Source organism: Shewanella sp. SNU WT4 (genome assembly GCF_006494715.1).
Classification (GTDB): domain Bacteria; phylum Pseudomonadota; class Gammaproteobacteria; order Enterobacterales; family Shewanellaceae; genus Shewanella.
This window is the reverse complement of record NZ_CP041151.1, coordinates 47,598-68,245: the sequence shown is the minus strand read 5'-3', so window position 1 is coordinate 68,245 and position 20,648 is coordinate 47,598. Positions and strand designations below refer to the sequence as shown.

Below are 20,648 nucleotides of genomic sequence, written 5' to 3'. Positions count from 1 at the left end.
TGCACGCTACATTGTGTAACAGCTATTTAGTCATAAAGGTTGGCACCATAAATAAGGCGTTATCAATAATTTTCTCATTCTGCGGCCAAGTATTTCTAAACAATAAGTTATCAGTTAATAGCACAAGGGCGCCTTGGCCTTGTTGCTCAACGCGTGAGGCCGTCATGCCCGCAAAGCTTTGCTGATATTCTGGCGCTAAATAGCCGCTTGAAAGTAAGTCATCACTATAAGTCGCTGCGCTTAAAAATGGTTCTATGCCAGGCTCGATGGCGAGCACTTGGTTTTTAAGCACGCGGATATGCGCCGACTGAATGCCAAAGTTAAGAGGATGGCTGTTATCAAGCTCAAGAGTGACTATGGCGCCACCAATACTTTTTTTTGCAGCGAGCTTAGCTTGCTCGCTATAACTTAAGCCTAGGGAGTTAAATTGCGACGCTAACTGCTCGTGACTAATCAGGTTGGCACGAGTCAAATTTTTGCTTTTAAGCCAGCTTAAGGCGCCTTGATTGGCGATGATAACCCCGCCTTGAGCCATAAAGGTTTGCAGCTTAGTGGTGACATCGGCTTTAGGTTCCTGATAGCGACCATCGGCGAGAATAATATGGCTAAAATCCGATAAGTTAATCTGGCTATTGTTATTGAGCTTGTCGATATCTATGCGCTGCGCAGTTAATCCCAGTTGCTTATCAAGATATAACCACCATTCACCCACTTCACTTGGATTCGTGCCTTGGCCGCTGATGATAAGCGGCGTGACACTGGCTATGGCGGCAATGTTCTCACTACCAAGATCTATGCCCTTAATACTGGCAAAGCTAGTGCTGCTGTACACTGGCAGTGAATAGCGCGCGCTTAACTTCTGCACTTGGGCAAGGATCTCGGCTTTATCCATTAACGGCTGCGCTTGAAAAATAATTAACGAGCCAGCGCTAAAGGCCACATCACCGGCGTTGGTTGAGAGCGTAAAAGATTGATTGCTGGCCCTAACTTTAATGCCTAGTTGCTGCAATTGAACTAATAACTGAGCGCTGGCATGGGAGTGCCACTCTATGATGAGCGCAGCGCCTGCAGTTAAACTCACGGGCTTACTCGCAGGAGCTGTGGCGCTTAATTGCTTGTCGGTGAGGCTGGTCGCGGCAACATCTAAGTTAAAGGCCGCGCTAATGTCCCAGCTTGAGACATCATAAAAAGTGGCATCCTTAAATTCTGTGGTTTTATCAAAGAGCGCATTGACTAAGCTTGCTTGCGGCTGCGCCTCAGGAATAAAAATGCTGGTCTCAGGCGTAAATTGAATCTTGTTTAGCGCAATGGTTTGGTTGAGGTAGCGCCAATGAATGTGGTGCTGCGTCAGCAGTTTACCTAAGGCTTGTAAGCGCGAACTATCACTTTGGGTCCCGACTAAGCGGCCAGCGTAGCTCGCTTGCGGCTGCAATTTCTTGCCTTGATAAAAATCTTGCTGATGGTTAAGTAGCGATTTTTTCAATGCTAACGCGCCTTGTAAGCTTGAGATTGAGGTCGCGAAGTGATTGCCTATGGCTATGGTTAGACTCACTTCGCCATCGCTAGAGTGTTGACGCTGACCGCGCGCGCTCGCTTGCTCAAATAAAATGCCAATGGCGCCATTAATGTCAGGATAAGTTGAGCCTTTGCCGTAATAGAAATCATCAAACGACTCGCGGCTAAAATACGGCTGATCGCGCTTATCTAAGGCTTGGCGATGAAATTGTGCCAATTGATTGGTTAGGTCTTGGTTGTTAGCTGAGGTGAGGGGGTGAGTGCGCTCAGGCACGCCAGGTTGAAAAAAGTAACTTTGGTGATGCCCCATCTCATGAAAATCAGCCACTAAGTGCGGCATCCAACGATGAAATAACGCTAAACGCCCCGCGGTTTCGGGGTGCGATACCGCCAACCAGTCGCGATTAAGATCAGCTAAATAATGGTTAAATCGCCCGCCAGGCCAAACTTGATTGTGCTCCCTATCATCAGGATGGTTTACCGCTTGCTGGCCTTTATTATCATTGGCCCAAGTAGCAAATCTATCCATGCCATCTGGGTTTTGACTCGGGGTGATAATAATCACCGCATCATTAAGTAACTCTTGCACCCAAGGCTCTTGGCTATGGCTTAGGTAATAGCTTAATGCCATGGCCGTGTGAGCGCCGCTCGCTTCATCGCCATGAATCGAATAGGCAAGCCACAGCACTAACTTATCTTGCTCCCCCGTTGGCTTAACTTGTTGGCGTTGCTGTTTGATTTGCGCCAAATTGGCTTGGTTAGCAGCAGATGTGATGATTAACGACAGCTGCTGCCTGTGCTGGTGGCTATGGCCTGTGGCCTCGATACTCAATCTTGGGCTGGCGGCCGTTAATTGCTGTAAATACTGATTAAGTTGGTCGTGACGTAAATGCCACTCGCCTAAGGGATAGCCTAAAAATGCCTCGGGACTTGGCAGCTCAGGCTGGTGCGGCGACAGTTGCTGCCAAGGCTCATTGGCTGCTAGCGCGTCACTGAACATAGCTGCCAGTAACAGCAGGGATGCGATAAGGGGCTTACAGCTCAAAATAGGCATGCTTTTATTGTCCCGCACTCATAACAAATTCATTGCAAATTAACAGTTTGTTTACCTTGGTGGCAAGTGTTGCTGTATTTGTGTTTATTCGACAGATAGCTCAAAATACGCCGATAATCTCAGGTCAGGACTACAAAGGTGACTTGAGTCAGCGTATGATAGAGTTAATTCTTACTAAATCACTCAGGTATTAACCTGTAGAGCAGGATTCAGATGATTACGATTTCCGATGCCGCCCAGGCACATTTTGCGAAGTTATTGGCCGATCAACCTGAAGGCACCCATATTCGGGTATTTGTGATAAGCCCAGGTACCCCTTCAGCTGAGTGTGGCGTGTCATATTGCCCACCCGATGCCGTTGAAACCGATGATGTTGAAATAGAATTCAATGGTTTTAGTGCCATGGTTGATGAAAAGAGCGCGCCATTTTTGGCTGAAGCTAGCATCGACTTTGTGACCGACCAACTCGGTTCGCAACTGACATTAAAAGCTCCTAACGCCAAAATGCGTAAAGTGGCCGATGATGCATCGTTAAATGAGCGGATTGAATACATGATCCAATCGGAAATCAATCCACAGCTTGCAAGCCATGGCGGCAATATTATGCTGGTAGAAATCACCACCGATGGCGTGGCTATTCTGCAGTTTGGCGGTGGTTGTAATGGTTGCTCTATGGTTGATGTTACCTTGAAAGATGGTATCGAAAAGCAAATGCTAGAGCGCTTTGCCGGTGAGTTGACGGGTGTGCGCGATGTGACTGAGCATCAACATGGTGATCACTCTTATCAGTAATCACTTGCTTGATACAAGGTTACATAAGTAAGTAACCTGCAGTGATGACTTAACTTGCTAATGGCTTAGCCTACTATGAGTAAGCAGTTACTAAGCGATTGAGTCATTACCTAATACCGAGTTCCCATTGTGGACTCGGTTTTTTATATCCACCCTGTATGCGCTAGAATAGTCGTCCATGTAAGGAGCACCTTTACTTACTTATCTCTGTTTTTTCTCAGCCCATTAATAAGGCGCCTTTTAATCGCTAGCTGCGCCAAAAAACTAAATGCAGATTATTTAAATAAAAACACTTGACGCTAAAGATAAAATACGTAGAATACGCACCCTTAGCCCAGCGAGGCAACGTTCTTTAACAAGTAGAAGACAAGCAAATCTGTGTGGACATTCACAGTAGTTGATAAATCGACAACGATTTAACACGTCTCGCAAGAGACTTCAACGAACGATGTCCGCATAACATGCAGATTTGATGATTTATCATCGAATCGACAGAATTCATTGAGCAGGACCTTTGGGTCCGAACAAAACTTTAATTGAAGAGTTTGATCATGGCTCAGATTGAACGCTGGCGGCAGGCCTAACACATGCAAGTCGAGCGGCAGCGGGAAGTAACTTGTTACTTTGCCGGCGAGCGGCGGACGGGTGAGTAATGCCTGGGAATTTGCCCATTGGTGGGGGATAACAGTTGGAAACGACTGCTAATACCGCATACGCCCTACGGGGGAAAGCAGGGGAGCCTTCGGGTCCTTGCGCTGATGGATAAGCCCAGGTGGGATTAGCTAGTAGGTGAGGTAAAGGCTCACCTAGGCGACGATCCCTAGCTGTTCTGAGAGGATGATCAGCCACACTGGGACTGAGACACGGCCCAGACTCCTACGGGAGGCAGCAGTGGGGAATATTGCACAATGGGGGAAACCCTGATGCAGCCATGCCGCGTGTGTGAAGAAGGCCTTCGGGTTGTAAAGCACTTTCAGTAGGGAGGAAAGGTTGACGGTTAATACCCGTTAGCTGTGACGTTACCTACAGAAGAAGGACCGGCTAACTCCGTGCCAGCAGCCGCGGTAATACGGAGGGTCCGAGCGTTAATCGGAATTACTGGGCGTAAAGCGTGCGCAGGCGGTTTGTTAAGCGAGATGTGAAAGCCCCGGGCTCAACCTGGGAATTGCATTTTGAACTGGCAAACTAGAGTCTTGTAGAGGGGGGTAGAATTTCAGGTGTAGCGGTGAAATGCGTAGAGATCTGAAGGAATACCGGTGGCGAAGGCGGCCCCCTGGACAAAGACTGACGCTCATGCACGAAAGCGTGGGGAGCAAACAGGATTAGATACCCTGGTAGTCCACGCCGTAAACGATGTCTACTCGGAGTTTGGTGTCTTGAACACTGGGCTCTCAAGCTAACGCATTAAGTAGACCGCCTGGGGAGTACGGCCGCAAGGTTAAAACTCAAATGAATTGACGGGGGCCCGCACAAGCGGTGGAGCATGTGGTTTAATTCGATGCAACGCGAAGAACCTTACCTACTCTTGACATCCAGAGAATTCGCTAGAGATAGCTTAGTGCCTTCGGGAACTCTGAGACAGGTGCTGCATGGCTGTCGTCAGCTCGTGTTGTGAAATGTTGGGTTAAGTCCCGCAACGAGCGCAACCCTTATCCTTATTTGCCAGCACGTAATGGTGGGAACTCTAGGGAGACTGCCGGTGATAAACCGGAGGAAGGTGGGGACGACGTCAAGTCATCATGGCCCTTACGAGTAGGGCTACACACGTGCTACAATGGTCGGTACAGAGGGTTGCAAAGCCGCGAGGTGGAGCTAATCTCACAAAGCCGATCGTAGTCCGGATTGGAGTCTGCAACTCGACTCCATGAAGTCGGAATCGCTAGTAATCGTGGATCAGAATGCCACGGTGAATACGTTCCCGGGCCTTGTACACACCGCCCGTCACACCATGGGAGTGGGCTGCACCAGAAGTAGATAGCTTAACCCTTCGGGGAGGGCGTTTACCACGGTGTGGTTCATGACTGGGGTGAAGTCGTAACAAGGTAGCCCTAGGGGAACCTGGGGCTGGATCACCTCCTTACCTATGCGATTTAGAATTACTGTTGAGTGTTCACACAGATTGCCTTGTCTTGTTGACGAGCAAAACATTACCTTCCTTTGAAGGGATGTCGTTCTTTAAAAATTTGGAAAGCTGATAGTAGAACTTAGTGCGCGAGCATTAGGTGATACAAAATTGAGTTCTCAAAATACTTTAATCAAGTGTTTTGGATATTCTTTAACTTCAGAAATGAAGTAAATCAAGGCGTTCTTTTGCGAAAGCAAGAGACAGTAAAACCAGCTAGTTGCAATACGCTCAAGTGAAACTCATTTGGGTTGTATGGTTAAGTGACTAAGCGTATACGGTGGATGCCTTGGCAGTCAGAGGCGATGAAGGACGTAGTAACTTGCGAAAAGCGTTGGCGAGCTAGTAACAAGCATTTGAGCTAACGATGTCCGAATGGGGAAACCCGGCCACATAAGTGGTCATCATACAGTGAATACATAGCTGTATGAGGCGAACCTGGGGAACTGAAACATCTAAGTACCCAGAGGAAAAGAAATCAACCGAGATTCCCTAAGTAGCGGCGAGCGAACGGGGATTAGCCCTTAAGTCTAGGGGGTGTTAGTGGAATGGTCTGGAAAGTCCAACGGTACAGGGTGATAGTCCCGTACATGAAAACTAACCTTAGATGAAAACGAGTAAGGCGGCACACGTGATATGTTGTCTGAACATGGGGGGACCATCCTCCAAGGCTAAATACTCCTGACTGACCGATAGTGAACCAGTACCGTGAGGGAAAGGCGAAAAGAACCCCTGTGAGGGGAGTGAAATAGAACCTGAAACCGTATACGTACAAGCAGTGGGAGCGGTTCTTGAGACCGTGACTGCGTACCTTTTGTATAATGGGTCAGCGACTTACATTTAGTAGCGAGGTTAAGCGAATAGCGGAGCCGTAGGGAAACCGAGTGTTAACTGCGCGTTTAGTTGCTAGGTGTAGACCCGAAACCCGGTGATCTAGCCATGGGCAGGTTGAAGGTTGAGTAACATCAACTGGAGGACCGAACCGACTAATGTTGAAAAATTAGCGGATGACTTGTGGCTGGGGGTGAAAGGCCAATCAAACCGGGAGATATCTGGTTCTCCTCGAAAGCTATTTAGGTAGCGCCTCGCACGAATACCATTGGGGGTAGAGCACTGTTAAGGCTAGGGGGTCATCCCGACTTACCAACCCTTTGCAAACTCCGAATACCAATGAGTACTATGCGGGAGACAGACAGCGGGTGCTAACGTCCGTTGTCAAAAGGGAAACAACCCAGACCGTCAGCTAAGGTCCCAAAGTACTAGCTAAGTGGGAAACGATGTGGGAAGGCTTAGACAGCTAGGATGTTGGCTTAGAAGCAGCCATCATTTAAAGAAAGCGTAATAGCTCACTAGTCGAGTCGGCCTGCGCGGAAGATGTAACGGGGCTAAGCTAGTCACCGAAGCTACGGGTGCATTTCATTAGAGATGCGCGGTAGAGGAGCGTTCTGTAAGCCGTTGAAGGTGAAGGGGTAACCCACGCTGGAGGTATCAGAAGTGCGAATGCTGACATGAGTAACGATAAAGGGGGTGAAAAACCCCCTCGCCGGAAGACCAAGGGTTCCTGTCCAACGTTAATCGGGGCAGGGTGAGTCGACCCTAAGGCGAGGCCGAAAGGCGTAGTCGATGGGAAACGGGTTAATATTCCCGTACTTGTGCTAACTGCGATGGAGAGACGGAGAAGGCTAGGCTAGCGCGGCGTTGGTAGTCCGCGTTTAAGGTAGTAGGCGGTATTCTTAGGCAAATCCGGGAATACTTACGCTGAGAGCTGATGACGAGGTCCTACGGGACTGAAGTAGTTGATGCCATGCTTCCAGGAAAATCTTCTAAGCTTCAGGTTAGCAGGAATCGTACCCCAAACCGACACAGGTGGTCGGGTAGAGAATACCAAGGCGCTTGAGAGAACTCGGCTGAAGGAACTAGGCAAAATGGTACCGTAACTTCGGGAGAAGGTACGCTCCTGCCGGTGATGAGACTTGCTCTCTAAGCTAGCGGGAGTCGCAGATACCAGGTGGCTGCAACTGTTTATCAAAAACACAGCACTGTGCAAAATCGCAAGATGAAGTATACGGTGTGACGCCTGCCCGGTGCCGGAAGGTTAATTGATTGGGTTATCTTCGGAGAAGCTCATGATCGAAGCCCCGGTAAACGGCGGCCGTAACTATAACGGTCCTAAGGTAGCGAAATTCCTTGTCGGGTAAGTTCCGACCTGCACGAATGGCGTAATGATGGCCACGCTGTCTCCAGCCGAGACTCAGTGAAGTTGAAATTGCGGTGAAGATGCCGTATACCCGCGGCTAGACGGAAAGACCCCGTGAACCTTTACTATAGCTTGGCACTGAACATTGAACCTACATGTGTAGGATAGGTGGGAGACTTTGAAGCATGAACGCTAGTTTGTGTGGAGTCGTCCTTGAAATACCACCCTTGTAGTTTTGATGTTCTAACCTAGGTCCCTTATCGGGATTAGGGACAGTGCCTGGTGGGTAGTTTGACTGGGGCGGTCTCCTCCCAAAGAGTAACGGAGGAGCACGAAGGTTGGCTAAGTACGGTCGGACATCGTACGGTTAGTGCAATGGCATAAGCCAGCTTAACTGCGAGACAGACACGTCGAGCAGGTACGAAAGTAGGTCATAGTGATCCGGTGGTTCTGAATGGAAGGGCCATCGCTCAACGGATAAAAGGTACTCCGGGGATAACAGGCTGATACCGCCCAAGAGTTCATATCGACGGCGGTGTTTGGCACCTCGATGTCGGCTCATCACATCCTGGGGCTGAAGTCGGTCCCAAGGGTATGGCTGTTCGCCATTTAAAGTGGTACGCGAGCTGGGTTCAGAACGTCGTGAGACAGTTCGGTCCCTATCTGCCGTGGGCGTTGGATGATTGAGGGGAGCTGCTCCTAGTACGAGAGGACCGGAGTGGACGAACCGCTGGTGTTCGGGTTGTCATGCCAATGGCATTGCCCGGTAGCTACGTTCGGAATCGATAACCGCTGAAAGCATCTAAGCGGGAAGCGAGCCCCAAGATGAGTCATCCCTAGGACTATAAGTCCTCTGAAGGGCCGTCCGAGACTAGGACGTTGATAGGCAAGGTGTGTAAGCGTTGTGAGGCGTTGAGCTAACTTGTACTAATGACCCGAGAGGCTTAACCATACAACCCAGATGGGTTTTACTGAACAAGCCTGAAAGAATCGAAAAATACTTGATTGAAGATTGAGTACTCAATAATTAGCTTTCCGAATTTCCAAATTTGTCTGGAGACCATAGCACTGTGGCACCACCTGATCCCATTCCGAACTCAGAAGTGAAACGCAGTCGCGCCGATGGTAGTGTGGGGTTTCCCCATGCGAGAGTAGGTCATCTCCAGGCGCCTAATTTCTCGTAAGAGAGTCGATAAAGCCCGTTGCTCACGCAACGGGCTTTTTTCGTTTGGAATTTTTTGTTAACATACGCTGATAACCTCTGGCACTAGGGCTTGCTAGCCCAATCGTTGCCTTAGCAGCATGTTAATCGTGGTGTTTATCGACCAATCAGACCTTTGGCGAGCCGTATGCGCTCTTCATTTAGACATCTTTCTCTTATCAATTCTTATGGGATAGACTGTTTGGTAGCAATATAGCCGCCAAAATTAGGTTAAATGCTCACTCAACGATAAGTTTAATCGTCATCGCGATGATTGACTCTTGCCACAAAACGCTGACTCAGAGTGGATGAAAATTATGTAAGGTTTCCATTGGGTTCACTTTGAAGTGTTTTTTGTGCCAAAGAAAGTTTGGTTAGCGGCTTTTATTGCACGATAAGTAAATTCTGGTGCTTTTTGATGATGGTGGCTTAGCGAAAACCAAAGGGATTAGCCCTTTCACTGGGGAAGTTCGTCATGGATAACCTTGATAGAGCGAGAGATCCGCGAGGTCCAGCCTACTGAATTTATGAATGCGCTGTGGGTAACTCTGGGGGTAAGTTGTGCGCGTCATGGTCGTAAGTTGAGTGTAAATAAATAATGACACTTTATGGCGAAAAGCGCTTGCACAATAGCGAACACTCCCTATAATGCAGCCCATCGACACGAGATGGCGCGGCAACGCAGCCGATAGTGACGACTTACTGACTACTTAAGGTATTCAGAAGTGGCGACAAGTTGTTGAATAAAACACTTGACGCACAACAGGAAATGCGTAAAATACGCATCCCTAGCCCGTAGCGGCAACGTTCTTTAACAAGTAGAAGACAAGCAAATCTGTGTGGACATTCACAGTAGTTGATAAATCGACAACGATTTAACACGTCTCGCAAGAGACTTCAACGAACGATGTCCGCATAACATGCAAATTTGATGATTTATCATCGAATCGACAGAATTCATTGAGCAGGACTTTCGGGTCCGAACAAAACTTTAATTGAAGAGTTTGATCATGGCTCAGATTGAACGCTGGCGGCAGGCCTAACACATGCAAGTCGAGCGGCAGCGGGAAGTAACTTGTTACTTTGCCGGCGAGCGGCGGACGGGTGAGTAATGCCTGGGAATTTGCCCATTGGTGGGGGATAACAGTTGGAAACGACTGCTAATACCGCATACGCCCTACGGGGGAAAGCAGGGGAGCCTTCGGGTCCTTGCGCTGATGGATAAGCCCAGGTGGGATTAGCTAGTAGGTGAGGTAAAGGCTCACCTAGGCGACGATCCCTAGCTGTTCTGAGAGGATGATCAGCCACACTGGGACTGAGACACGGCCCAGACTCCTACGGGAGGCAGCAGTGGGGAATATTGCACAATGGGGGAAACCCTGATGCAGCCATGCCGCGTGTGTGAAGAAGGCCTTCGGGTTGTAAAGCACTTTCAGTAGGGAGGAAAGGTTGACGGTTAATACCCGTTAGCTGTGACGTTACCTACAGAAGAAGGACCGGCTAACTCCGTGCCAGCAGCCGCGGTAATACGGAGGGTTCGAGCGTTAATCGGAATTACTGGGCGTAAAGCGTGCGCAGGCGGTTTGTTAAGCGAGATGTGAAAGCCCCGGGCTCAACCTGGGAATTGCATTTTGAACTGGCAAACTAGAGTCTTGTAGAGGGGGGTAGAATTTCAGGTGTAGCGGTGAAATGCGTAGAGATCTGAAGGAATACCGGTGGCGAAGGCGGCCCCCTGGACAAAGACTGACGCTCATGCACGAAAGCGTGGGGAGCAAACAGGATTAGATACCCTGGTAGTCCACGCCGTAAACGATGTCTACTCGGAGTTTGGTGTCTTGAACACTGGGCTCTCAAGCTAACGCATTAAGTAGACCGCCTGGGGAGTACGGCCGCAAGGTTAAAACTCAAATGAATTGACGGGGGCCCGCACAAGCGGTGGAGCATGTGGTTTAATTCGATGCAACGCGAAGAACCTTACCTACTCTTGACATCCAGAGAATTCGCTAGAGATAGCTTAGTGCCTTCGGGAACTCTGAGACAGGTGCTGCATGGCTGTCGTCAGCTCGTGTTGTGAAATGTTGGGTTAAGTCCCGCAACGAGCGCAACCCTTATCCTTATTTGCCAGCACGTAATGGTGGGAACTCTAGGGAGACTGCCGGTGATAAACCGGAGGAAGGTGGGGACGACGTCAAGTCATCATGGCCCTTACGAGTAGGGCTACACACGTGCTACAATGGTCGGTACAGAGGGTTGCAAAGCCGCGAGGTGGAGCTAATCTCACAAAGCCGATCGTAGTCCGGATTGGAGTCTGCAACTCGACTCCATGAAGTCGGAATCGCTAGTAATCGTGGATCAGAATGCCACGGTGAATACGTTCCCGGGCCTTGTACACACCGCCCGTCACACCATGGGAGTGGGCTGCACCAGAAGTAGATAGCTTAACCCTTCGGGGAGGGCGTTTACCACGGTGTGGTTCATGACTGGGGTGAAGTCGTAACAAGGTAGCCCTAGGGGAACCTGGGGCTGGATCACCTCCTTACCTATGCGATTTAGAATTACTGTTGAGTGTTCACACAGATTGCCTTGTCTTGTTGACGAGCAAAACATTACCTTCCTTTGAAGGGATGTCGTTCTTTAAAAATTTGGAAAGCTGATAGTAGAACTTAGTGCGCGAGCATTAGGTGATACAAAATTGAGTTCTCAAAATGCTTTAATCAAGTGTTTTGGATATTCTTTAACTTCAGAAATGAAGTAAATCAAGGCGTTCTTTTGCGAAAGCAAGAGACAGTAAAACCAGCTAGTTGCAATACGCTCAAGTGAAACTCATTTGGGTTGTATGGTTAAGTGACTAAGCGTATACGGTGGATGCCTTGGCAGTCAGAGGCGATGAAGGACGTAGTAACTTGCGAAAAGCGTTGGCGAGCTAGTAACAAGCATTTGAGCTAACGATGTCCGAATGGGGAAACCCGGCCACATAAGTGGTCATCATACAGTGAATACATAGCTGTATGAGGCGAACCTGGGGAACTGAAACATCTAAGTACCCAGAGGAAAAGAAATCAACCGAGATTCCCTAAGTAGCGGCGAGCGAACGGGGATTAGCCCTTAAGTCTAGGGGGTGTTAGTGGAATGGTCTGGAAAGTCCAACGGTACAGGGTGATAGTCCCGTACATGAAAACTAACCTTAGATGAAAACGAGTAAGGCGGCACACGTGATATGTTGTCTGAACATGGGGGGACCATCCTCCAAGGCTAAATACTCCTGACTGACCGATAGTGAACCAGTACCGTGAGGGAAAGGCGAAAAGAACCCCTGTGAGGGGAGTGAAATAGAACCTGAAACCGTATACGTACAAGCAGTGGGAGCGGTTCTTGAGACCGTGACTGCGTACCTTTTGTATAATGGGTCAGCGACTTACATTTAGTAGCGAGGTTAAGCGAATAGCGGAGCCGTAGGGAAACCGAGTGTTAACTGCGCGTTTAGTTGCTAGGTGTAGACCCGAAACCCGGTGATCTAGCCATGGGCAGGTTGAAGGTTGAGTAACATCAACTGGAGGACCGAACCGACTAATGTTGAAAAATTAGCGGATGACTTGTGGCTGGGGGTGAAAGGCCAATCAAACCGGGAGATATCTGGTTCTCCTCGAAAGCTATTTAGGTAGCGCCTCGCACGAATACCATTGGGGGTAGAGCACTGTTAAGGCTAGGGGGTCATCCCGACTTACCAACCCTTTGCAAACTCCGAATACCAATGAGTACTATGCGGGAGACAGACAGCGGGTGCTAACGTCCGTTGTCAAAAGGGAAACAACCCAGACCGTCAGCTAAGGTCCCAAAGTACTAGCTAAGTGGGAAACGATGTGGGAAGGCTTAGACAGCTAGGATGTTGGCTTAGAAGCAGCCATCATTTAAAGAAAGCGTAATAGCTCACTAGTCGAGTCGGCCTGCGCGGAAGATGTAACGGGGCTAAGCTAGTCACCGAAGCTACGGGTGCATTTCATTAGAGATGCGCGGTAGAGGAGCGTTCTGTAAGCCGTTGAAGGTGAAGGGGTAACCCACGCTGGAGGTATCAGAAGTGCGAATGCTGACATGAGTAACGATAAAGGGGGTGAAAAACCCCCTCGCCGGAAGACCAAGGGTTCCTGTCCAACGTTAATCGGGGCAGGGTGAGTCGACCCCTAAGGCGAGGCCGAAAGGCGTAGTCGATGGGAAACGGGTTAATATTCCCGTACTTGTGCTAACTGCGATGGAGAGACGGAGAAGGCTAGGCTAGCGCGGCGTTGGTAGTCCGCGTTTAAGGTGGTAGGCGGTATTCTTAGGCAAATCCGGGAATACTTACGCTGAGAGCTGATGACGAGGTCCTAAGGGACTGAAGTAGTTGATGCCATGCTTCCAGGAAAATCTTCTAAGCTTCAGGTTAGCAGGAATCGTACCCCAAACCGACACAGGTGGTCGGGTAGAGAATACCAAGGCGCTTGAGAGAACTCGGCTGAAGGAACTAGGCAAAATGGTACCGTAACTTCGGGAGAAGGTACGCTCCTGCCGGTGATGAGACTTGCTCTCTAAGCTAGCGGGAGTCGCAGATACCAGGTGGCTGCAACTGTTTATCAAAAACACAGCACTGTGCAAAATCGCAAGATGAAGTATACGGTGTGACGCCTGCCCGGTGCCGGAAGGTTAATTGATTGGGTTATCTTCGGAGAAGCTCATGATCGAAGCCCCGGTAAACGGCGGCCGTAACTATAACGGTCCTAAGGTAGCGAAATTCCTTGTCGGGTAAGTTCCGACCTGCACGAATGGCGTAATGATGGCCACGCTGTCTCCAGCCGAGACTCAGTGAAGTTGAAATTGCGGTGAAGATGCCGTATACCCGCGGCTAGACGGAAAGACCCCGTGAACCTTTACTATAGCTTGGCACTGAACATTGAACCTACATGTGTAGGATAGGTGGGAGACTTTGAAGCATGAACGCTAGTTTGTGTGGAGTCGTCCTTGAAATACCACCCTTGTAGTTTTGATGTTCTAACCTAGGTCCCTTATCGGGATTAGGGACAGTGCCTGGTGGGTAGTTTGACTGGGGCGGTCTCCTCCCAAAGAGTAACGGAGGAGCACGAAGGTTGGCTAAGTACGGTCGGACATCGTACGGTTAGTGCAATGGCATAAGCCAGCTTAACTGCGAGACAGACACGTCGAGCAGGTACGAAAGTAGGTCATAGTGATCCGGTGGTTCTGAATGGAAGGGCCATCGCTCAACGGATAAAAGGTACTCCGGGGATAACAGGCTGATACCGCCCAAGAGTTCATATCGACGGCGGTGTTTGGCACCTCGATGTCGGCTCATCACATCCTGGGGCTGAAGTCGGTCCCAAGGGTATGGCTGTTCGCCATTTAAAGTGGTACGCGAGCTGGGTTCAGAACGTCGTGAGACAGTTCGGTCCCTATCTGCCGTGGGCGTTGGATGATTGAGGGGAGCTGCTCCTAGTACGAGAGGACCGGAGTGGACGAACCGCTGGTGTTCGGGTTGTCATGCCAATGGCATTGCCCGGTAGCTACGTTCGGAATCGATAACCGCTGAAAGCATCTAAGCGGGAAGCGAGCCCCAAGATGAGTCATCCCTAGGACTATAAGTCCTCTGAAGGGCCGTCCGAGACTAGGACGTTGATAGGCAAGGTGTGTAAGCGTTGTGAGGCGTTGAGCTAACTTGTACTAATGACCCGAGAGGCTTAACCATACAACCCAGATGGGTTTTACTGAACAAGCCTGATAAAGAATCGAAAAATACTTGATTGAAGATTGAGTACTCAATAATTAGCTTTCTGAATTTCCAAATTTGTCTGGAGACCATAGCACTGTGGCACCACCTGATCCCATTCCGAACTCAGAAGTGAAACGCAGTCGCGCCGATGGTAGTGTGGGGTTTCCCCATGCGAGAGTAGGTCATCTCCAGGCGCCTAATTTCTCGTAAGAGAGTCGATAAAGCCCGTTGCTCACGCAACGGGCTTTTTTCGTTTGGAATTTTTTGTTAACATACGCTGATAACCTCTGGCACTAGGGCTTGCTAGCCCAATCGTTGCCTTAGCAGCATGTTAATCGTGGTGTTTATCGACCAATCAGACCTTTGGCGAGCCGTATGCGCTCTTCATTTAGACATCTTTCTCTTATCAATTCTTATGGGATAGACTGTTTGGTAGCAATATAGCCGCCAAAATTAGGTTAAATGCTCACTCAACGATAAGTTTAATCGTCATCGCGATGATTGACTCTTGCCACAAAACGCTGACTCAGAGTGGATGAAAATTATGTAAGGTTTCCATTGGGTTCACTTTGAAGTGTTTTTTGTGCCAAAGAAAGTTTGGTTAGCGGCTTTTATTGCACGATAAGTAAATTCTGGTGCTTTTTGATGATGGTGGCTTAGCGAAAACCAAAGGGATTAGCCCTTTCACTGGGGAAGTTCGTCATGGATAACCTTGATAGAGCGAGAGATCCGCGAGGTCCAGCCTACTGAATTTATGAATGCGCTGTGGGTAACTCTGGGGGTAAGTTGTGCGCGTCATGGTCGTAAGTTGAGTGTAAATAAATAATGACACTTTATGGCGAAAAGCGCTTGCACAATAGCGAACACTCCCTATAATGCAGCCCATCGACACGAGATGGCGCGGCAACGCAGCCGATAGTGACGACTTACTGACTACTTAAGGTATTCAGAAGTGGCGACAAGTTGTTGAATAAAACACTTGACGCACAACAGGAAATGCGTAAAATACGCATCCCTAGCCCGTAGCGGCAACGTTCTTTAACAAGTAGAAGACAAGCAAATCTGTGTGGACATTCACAGTAGTTGATAAATCGACAACGATTTAACACGTCTCGCAAGAGACTTCAACGAACGATGTCCGCATAACATGCAAATTTGATGATTTATCATCGAATCGACAGAATTCATTGAGCAGGACTTTCGGGTCCGAACAAAACTTTAATTGAAGAGTTTGATCATGGCTCAGATTGAACGCTGGCGGCAGGCCTAACACATGCAAGTCGAGCGGCAGCGGGAAGTAACTTGTTACTTTGCCGGCGAGCGGCGGACGGGTGAGTAATGCCTGGGAATTTGCCCATTGGTGGGGGATAACAGTTGGAAACGACTGCTAATACCGCATACGCCCTACGGGGGAAAGCAGGGGAGCCTTCGGGTCCTTGCGCTGATGGATAAGCCCAGGTGGGATTAGCTAGTAGGTGAGGTAAAGGCTCACCTAGGCGACGATCCCTAGCTGTTCTGAGAGGATGATCAGCCACACTGGGACTGAGACACGGCCCAGACTCCTACGGGAGGCAGCAGTGGGGAATATTGCACAATGGGGGAAACCCTGATGCAGCCATGCCGCGTGTGTGAAGAAGGCCTTCGGGTTGTAAAGCACTTTCAGTAGGGAGGAAAGGTTGACGGTTAATACCCGTTAGCTGTGACGTTACCTACAGAAGAAGGACCGGCTAACTCCGTGCCAGCAGCCGCGGTAATACGGAGGGTCCGAGCGTTAATCGGAATTACTGGGCGTAAAGCGTGCGCAGGCGGTTTGTTAAGCGAGATGTGAAAGCCCCGGGCTCAACCTGGGAATTGCATTTTGAACTGGCAAACTAGAGTCTTGTAGAGGGGGGTAGAATTTCAGGTGTAGCGGTGAAATGCGTAGAGATCTGAAGGAATACCGGTGGCGAAGGCGGCCCCCTGGACAAAGACTGACGCTCATGCACGAAAGCGTGGGGAGCAAACAGGATTAGATACCCTGGTAGTCCACGCCGTAAACGATGTCTACTCGGAGTTTGGTGTCTTGAACACTGGGCTCTCAAGCTAACGCATTAAGTAGACCGCCTGGGGAGTACGGCCGCAAGGTTAAAACTCAAATGAATTGACGGGGGCCCGCACAAGCGGTGGAGCATGTGGTTTAATTCGATGCAACGCGAAGAACCTTACCTACTCTTGACATCCAGAGAATTCGCTAGAGATAGCTTAGTGCCTTCGGGAACTCTGAGACAGGTGCTGCATGGCTGTCGTCAGCTCGTGTTGTGAAATGTTGGGTTAAGTCCCGCAACGAGCGCAACCCTTATCCTTATTTGCCAGCACGTAATGGTGGGAACTCTAGGGAGACTGCCGGTGATAAACCGGAGGAAGGTGGGGACGACGTCAAGTCATCATGGCCCTTACGAGTAGGGCTACACACGTGCTACAATGGTCGGTACAGAGGGTTGCAAAGCCGCGAGGTGGAGCTAATCTCACAAAGCCGATCGTAGTCCGGATTGGAGTCTGCAACTCGACTCCATGAAGTCGGAATCGCTAGTAATCGTGGATCAGAATGCCACGGTGAATACGTTCCCGGGCCTTGTACACACCGCCCGTCACACCATGGGAGTGGGCTGCACCAGAAGTAGATAGCTTAACCCTTCGGGGAGGGCGTTTACCACGGTGTGGTTCATGACTGGGGTGAAGTCGTAACAAGGTAGCCCTAGGGGAACCTGGGGCTGGATCACCTCCTTACCTATGCGATTTAGAATTACTGTTGAGTGTTCACACAGATTGCCTTGTCTTGTTGACGAGCAAAACATTACCTTCCTTTGAAGGGATGTCGTTCTTTAAAAATTTGGAAAGCTGATAGTAGAACTTAGTGCGCAAGCATTAGGTGATACAAAATTGAGTTCTCAAAATACTTTAATCAAGTGTTTTGGATATTCTTTAACTTCAGAAATGAAGTAAATCAAGGCGTTCTTTTGCGAAAGCAAGAGACAGTAAAAACCAGCTAGTTGCAATACGCTCAAGTGAAACTCATTTGGGTTGTATGGTTAAGTGACTAAGCGTATACGGTGGATGCCTTGGCAGTCAGAGGCGATGAAGGACGTAGTAACTTGCGAAAAGCGTTGGCGAGCTAGTAACAAGCATTTGAGCTAACGATGTCCGAATGGGGAAACCCGGCCACATAAGTGGTCATCATACAGTGAATACATAGCTGTATGAGGCGAACCTGGGGAACTGAAACATCTAAGTACCCAGAGGAAAAGAAATCAACCGAGATTCCCTAAGTAGCGGCGAGCGAACGGGGATTAGCCCTTAAGTCTAGGGGGTGTTAGTGGAATGGTCTGGAAAGTCCAACGGTACAGGGTGATAGTCCCGTACATGAAAACTAACCTTAGATGAAAACGAGTAAGGCGGCACACGTGATATGTTGTCTGAACATGGGGGGACCATCCTCCAAGGCTAAATACTCCTGACTGACCGATAGTGAACCAGTACCGTGAGGGAAAGGCGAAAAGAACCCCTGTGAGGGGAGTGAAATAGAACCTGAAACCGTATACGTACAAGCAGTGGGAGCGGTTCTTGAGACCGTGACTGCGTACCTTTTGTATAATGGGTCAGCGACTTACATTTAGTAGCGAGGTTAAGCGAATAGCGGAGCCGTAGGGAAACCGAGTGTTAACTGCGCGTTTAGTTGCTAGGTGTAGACCCGAAACCCGGTGATCTAGCCATGGGCAGGTTGAAGGTTGAGTAACATCAACTGGAGGACCGAACCGACTAATGTTGAAAAATTAGCGGATGACTTGTGGCTGGGGGTGAAAGGCCAATCAAACCGGGAGATATCTGGTTCTCCTCGAAAGCTATTTAGGTAGCGCCTCGCACGAATACCATTGGGGGTAGAGCACTGTTAAGGCTAGGGGGTCATCCCGACTTACCAACCCTTTGCAAACTCCGAATACCAATGAGTACTATGCGGGAGACAGACAGCGGGTGCTAACGTCCGTTGTCAAAAGGGAAACAACCCAGACCGTCAGCTAAGGTCCCAAAGTACTAGCTAAGTGGGAAACGATGTGGGAAGGCTTAGACAGCTAGGATGTTGGCTTAGAAGCAGCCATCATTTAAAGAAAGCGTAATAGCTCACTAGTCGAGTCGGCCTGCGCGGAAGATGTAACGGGGCTAAGCTAGTCACCGAAGCTACGGGTGCATTTCATTAGAGATGCGCGGTAGAGGAGCGTTCTGTAAGCCGTTGAAGGTGAAGGGGTAACCCACGCTGGAGGTATCAGAAGTGCGAATGCTGACATGAGTAACGATAAAGGGGGTGAAAAACCCCCTCGCCGGAAGACCAAGGGTTCCTGTCCAACGTTAATCGGGGCAGGGTGAGTCGACCCCTAAGGCGAGGCCGAAAGGCGTAGTCGATGGGAAACGGGTTAATATTCCCGTACTTGTGCTAACTGCGATGGAGAGACGGAGAAGGCTAGGCTAGCGCGGCGTTGGTAGTCCGCGTTTAAGGTGGTAGGCGGTATTCTTAGGCAAATCCGGGAATACTTACGCTGAGAGCTGATGACGAGGTCCTAAGGGACTGAAGTAGTTGATGCCATGCTTCCAGGAAAATCTTCTAAGCTTCAGGTTAGCAGGAATCGTACCCCAAACCGACACAGGTGGTCGGGTAGAGAATACCAAGGCGCTTGAGAGAACTCGGCTGAAGGAACTAGGCAAAATGGTACCGTAACTTCGGGAGAAGGTACGCTCCTGCCGGTGATGAGACTTGCTCTCTAAGCTAGCGGGAGTCGCAGATACCAGGTGGCTGCAACTGTTTATCAAAAACACAGCACTGTGCAAAATCGCAAGATGAAGTATACGGTGTGACGCCTGCCCGGTGCCGGAAGGTTAATTGATTGGGTTATCTTCGGAGAAGCTCATGATCGAAGCCCCGGTAAACGGCGGCCGTAACTATAACGGTCCTAAGGTAGCGAAATTCCTTGTCGGGTAAGTTCCGACCTGCACGAATGGCGTAATGATGGCCACGCTGTCTCCAGCCGAGACTCAGTGAAGTTGAAATTGCGGTGAAGATGCCGTATACCCGCGGCTAGACGGAAAGACCCCGTGAACCTTTACTATAGCTTGGCACTGAACATTGAACCTACATGTGTAGGATAGGTGGGAGACTTTGAAGCATGAACGCTAGTTTGTGTGGAGTCGTCCTTGAAATACCACCCTTGTAGTTTTGATGTTCTAACCTAGGTCCCTTATCGGGATTAGGGACAGTGCCTGGTGGGTAGTTTGACTGGGGCGGTCTCCTCCCAAAGAGTAACGGAGGAGCACGAAGGTTGGCTAAGTACGGTCGGACATCGTACGGTTAGTGCAATGGCATAAGCCAGCTTAACTGCGAGACAGACACGTCGAGCAGGTACGAAAGTAGGTCATAGTGATCCGGTGGTTCTGAATGGAAGGGCCATCGCTCAACGGATAAAAGGTACTCCGGGGATAACAGGCTGATACCGCCCAAGAGTTCATATCGACGGCGGTGTTTGGCACCTCGATGTCGGCTCATCACATCCTGGGGCTGAAGTCGGTCCCAAGGGTATGGCTGTTCGCCATTTAAAGTGGTACGCGAGCTGGGTTCAGAACGTCGTGAGACAGTTCGGTCCCTATCTGCCGTGGGCGTTGGATGATTGAGGGGAGCTGCTCCTAGTACGAGAGGACCGGAGTGGACGAACCGCTGGTGTTCGGGTTGTCATGCCAATGGCATTGCCCGGTAGCTACGTTCGGAATCGATAACCGCTGAAAGCATCTAAGCGGGAAGCGAGCCCCAAGATGAGTCATCCCTAGGACTATAAGTCCTCTGAAGGGCCGTCCGAGACTAGGACGTTGATAGGCAAGGTGTGTAAGCGTTGTGAGGCGTTGAGCTAACTTGTACTAATGACCCGAGAGGCTTAACCATACAACCCAGATGGGTTTTACTGAACAAGCCTGAAAGAATCGAAAAATACTTGA

2 protein-coding genes and 8 rRNA genes are annotated in these 20,648 nt (G+C 49.6%); 9 read left to right on the top strand and 1 reads right to left on the bottom strand.

From position 1 onward, the window contains the following. Positions 1 to 22: 22 nt before the first annotated feature. Positions 23 to 2,569, bottom strand: coding sequence for a M14 family zinc carboxypeptidase (locus FJQ87_RS00240; RefSeq protein WP_140929980.1), 2,547 nt, complete (start codon positions 2,567 to 2,569; stop codon positions 23 to 25). A gap of 213 nt (positions 2,570 to 2,782) precedes the next feature. On the opposite strand from FJQ87_RS00240, the gene nfuA reads away from it, so the two are divergent. From nfuA to FJQ87_RS00195, 9 genes are all read left to right on the top strand, one after another. Beyond that, complete coding sequence (nfuA, locus tag FJQ87_RS00235; protein WP_140929979.1) at positions 2,783 to 3,361, top strand: Fe-S biogenesis protein NfuA; 579 nt, start codon at positions 2,783 to 2,785, stop codon at positions 3,359 to 3,361. A gap of 533 nt (positions 3,362 to 3,894) precedes the next feature. Then, positions 3,895 to 5,441: ribosomal RNA gene (locus tag FJQ87_RS00230) — 16S ribosomal RNA — on the top strand. A 299-nt stretch (positions 5,442 to 5,740) separates the two neighbouring features. Next, positions 5,741 to 8,632: ribosomal RNA gene (locus FJQ87_RS00225) — 23S ribosomal RNA — on the top strand. Positions 8,633 to 8,732: 100 nt separating this feature from the next. Further along, a 5S ribosomal RNA gene (gene rrf, locus FJQ87_RS00220) occupies positions 8,733 to 8,848 on the top strand. A gap of 1,025 nt (positions 8,849 to 9,873) precedes the next feature. After that, positions 9,874 to 11,420 (top strand): 16S ribosomal RNA (locus FJQ87_RS00215). A gap of 299 nt (positions 11,421 to 11,719) precedes the next feature. Further along, a 23S ribosomal RNA gene (locus FJQ87_RS00210) occupies positions 11,720 to 14,612 on the top strand. Between the two features lie 102 nt (positions 14,613 to 14,714). Continuing rightward, positions 14,715 to 14,830: ribosomal RNA gene (gene rrf, locus FJQ87_RS00205) — 5S ribosomal RNA — on the top strand. Between the two features lie 1,025 nt (positions 14,831 to 15,855). Then, a 16S ribosomal RNA gene (locus FJQ87_RS00200) occupies positions 15,856 to 17,402 on the top strand. 300 nt (positions 17,403 to 17,702) lie between these two features. Further along, positions 17,703 to 20,595, top strand: a 23S ribosomal RNA gene (locus FJQ87_RS00195). Together the 16S, 23S and 5S rRNA genes form the textbook arrangement of a ribosomal RNA operon. The last annotated feature ends 53 nt before the right edge of the window (positions 20,596 to 20,648 follow it).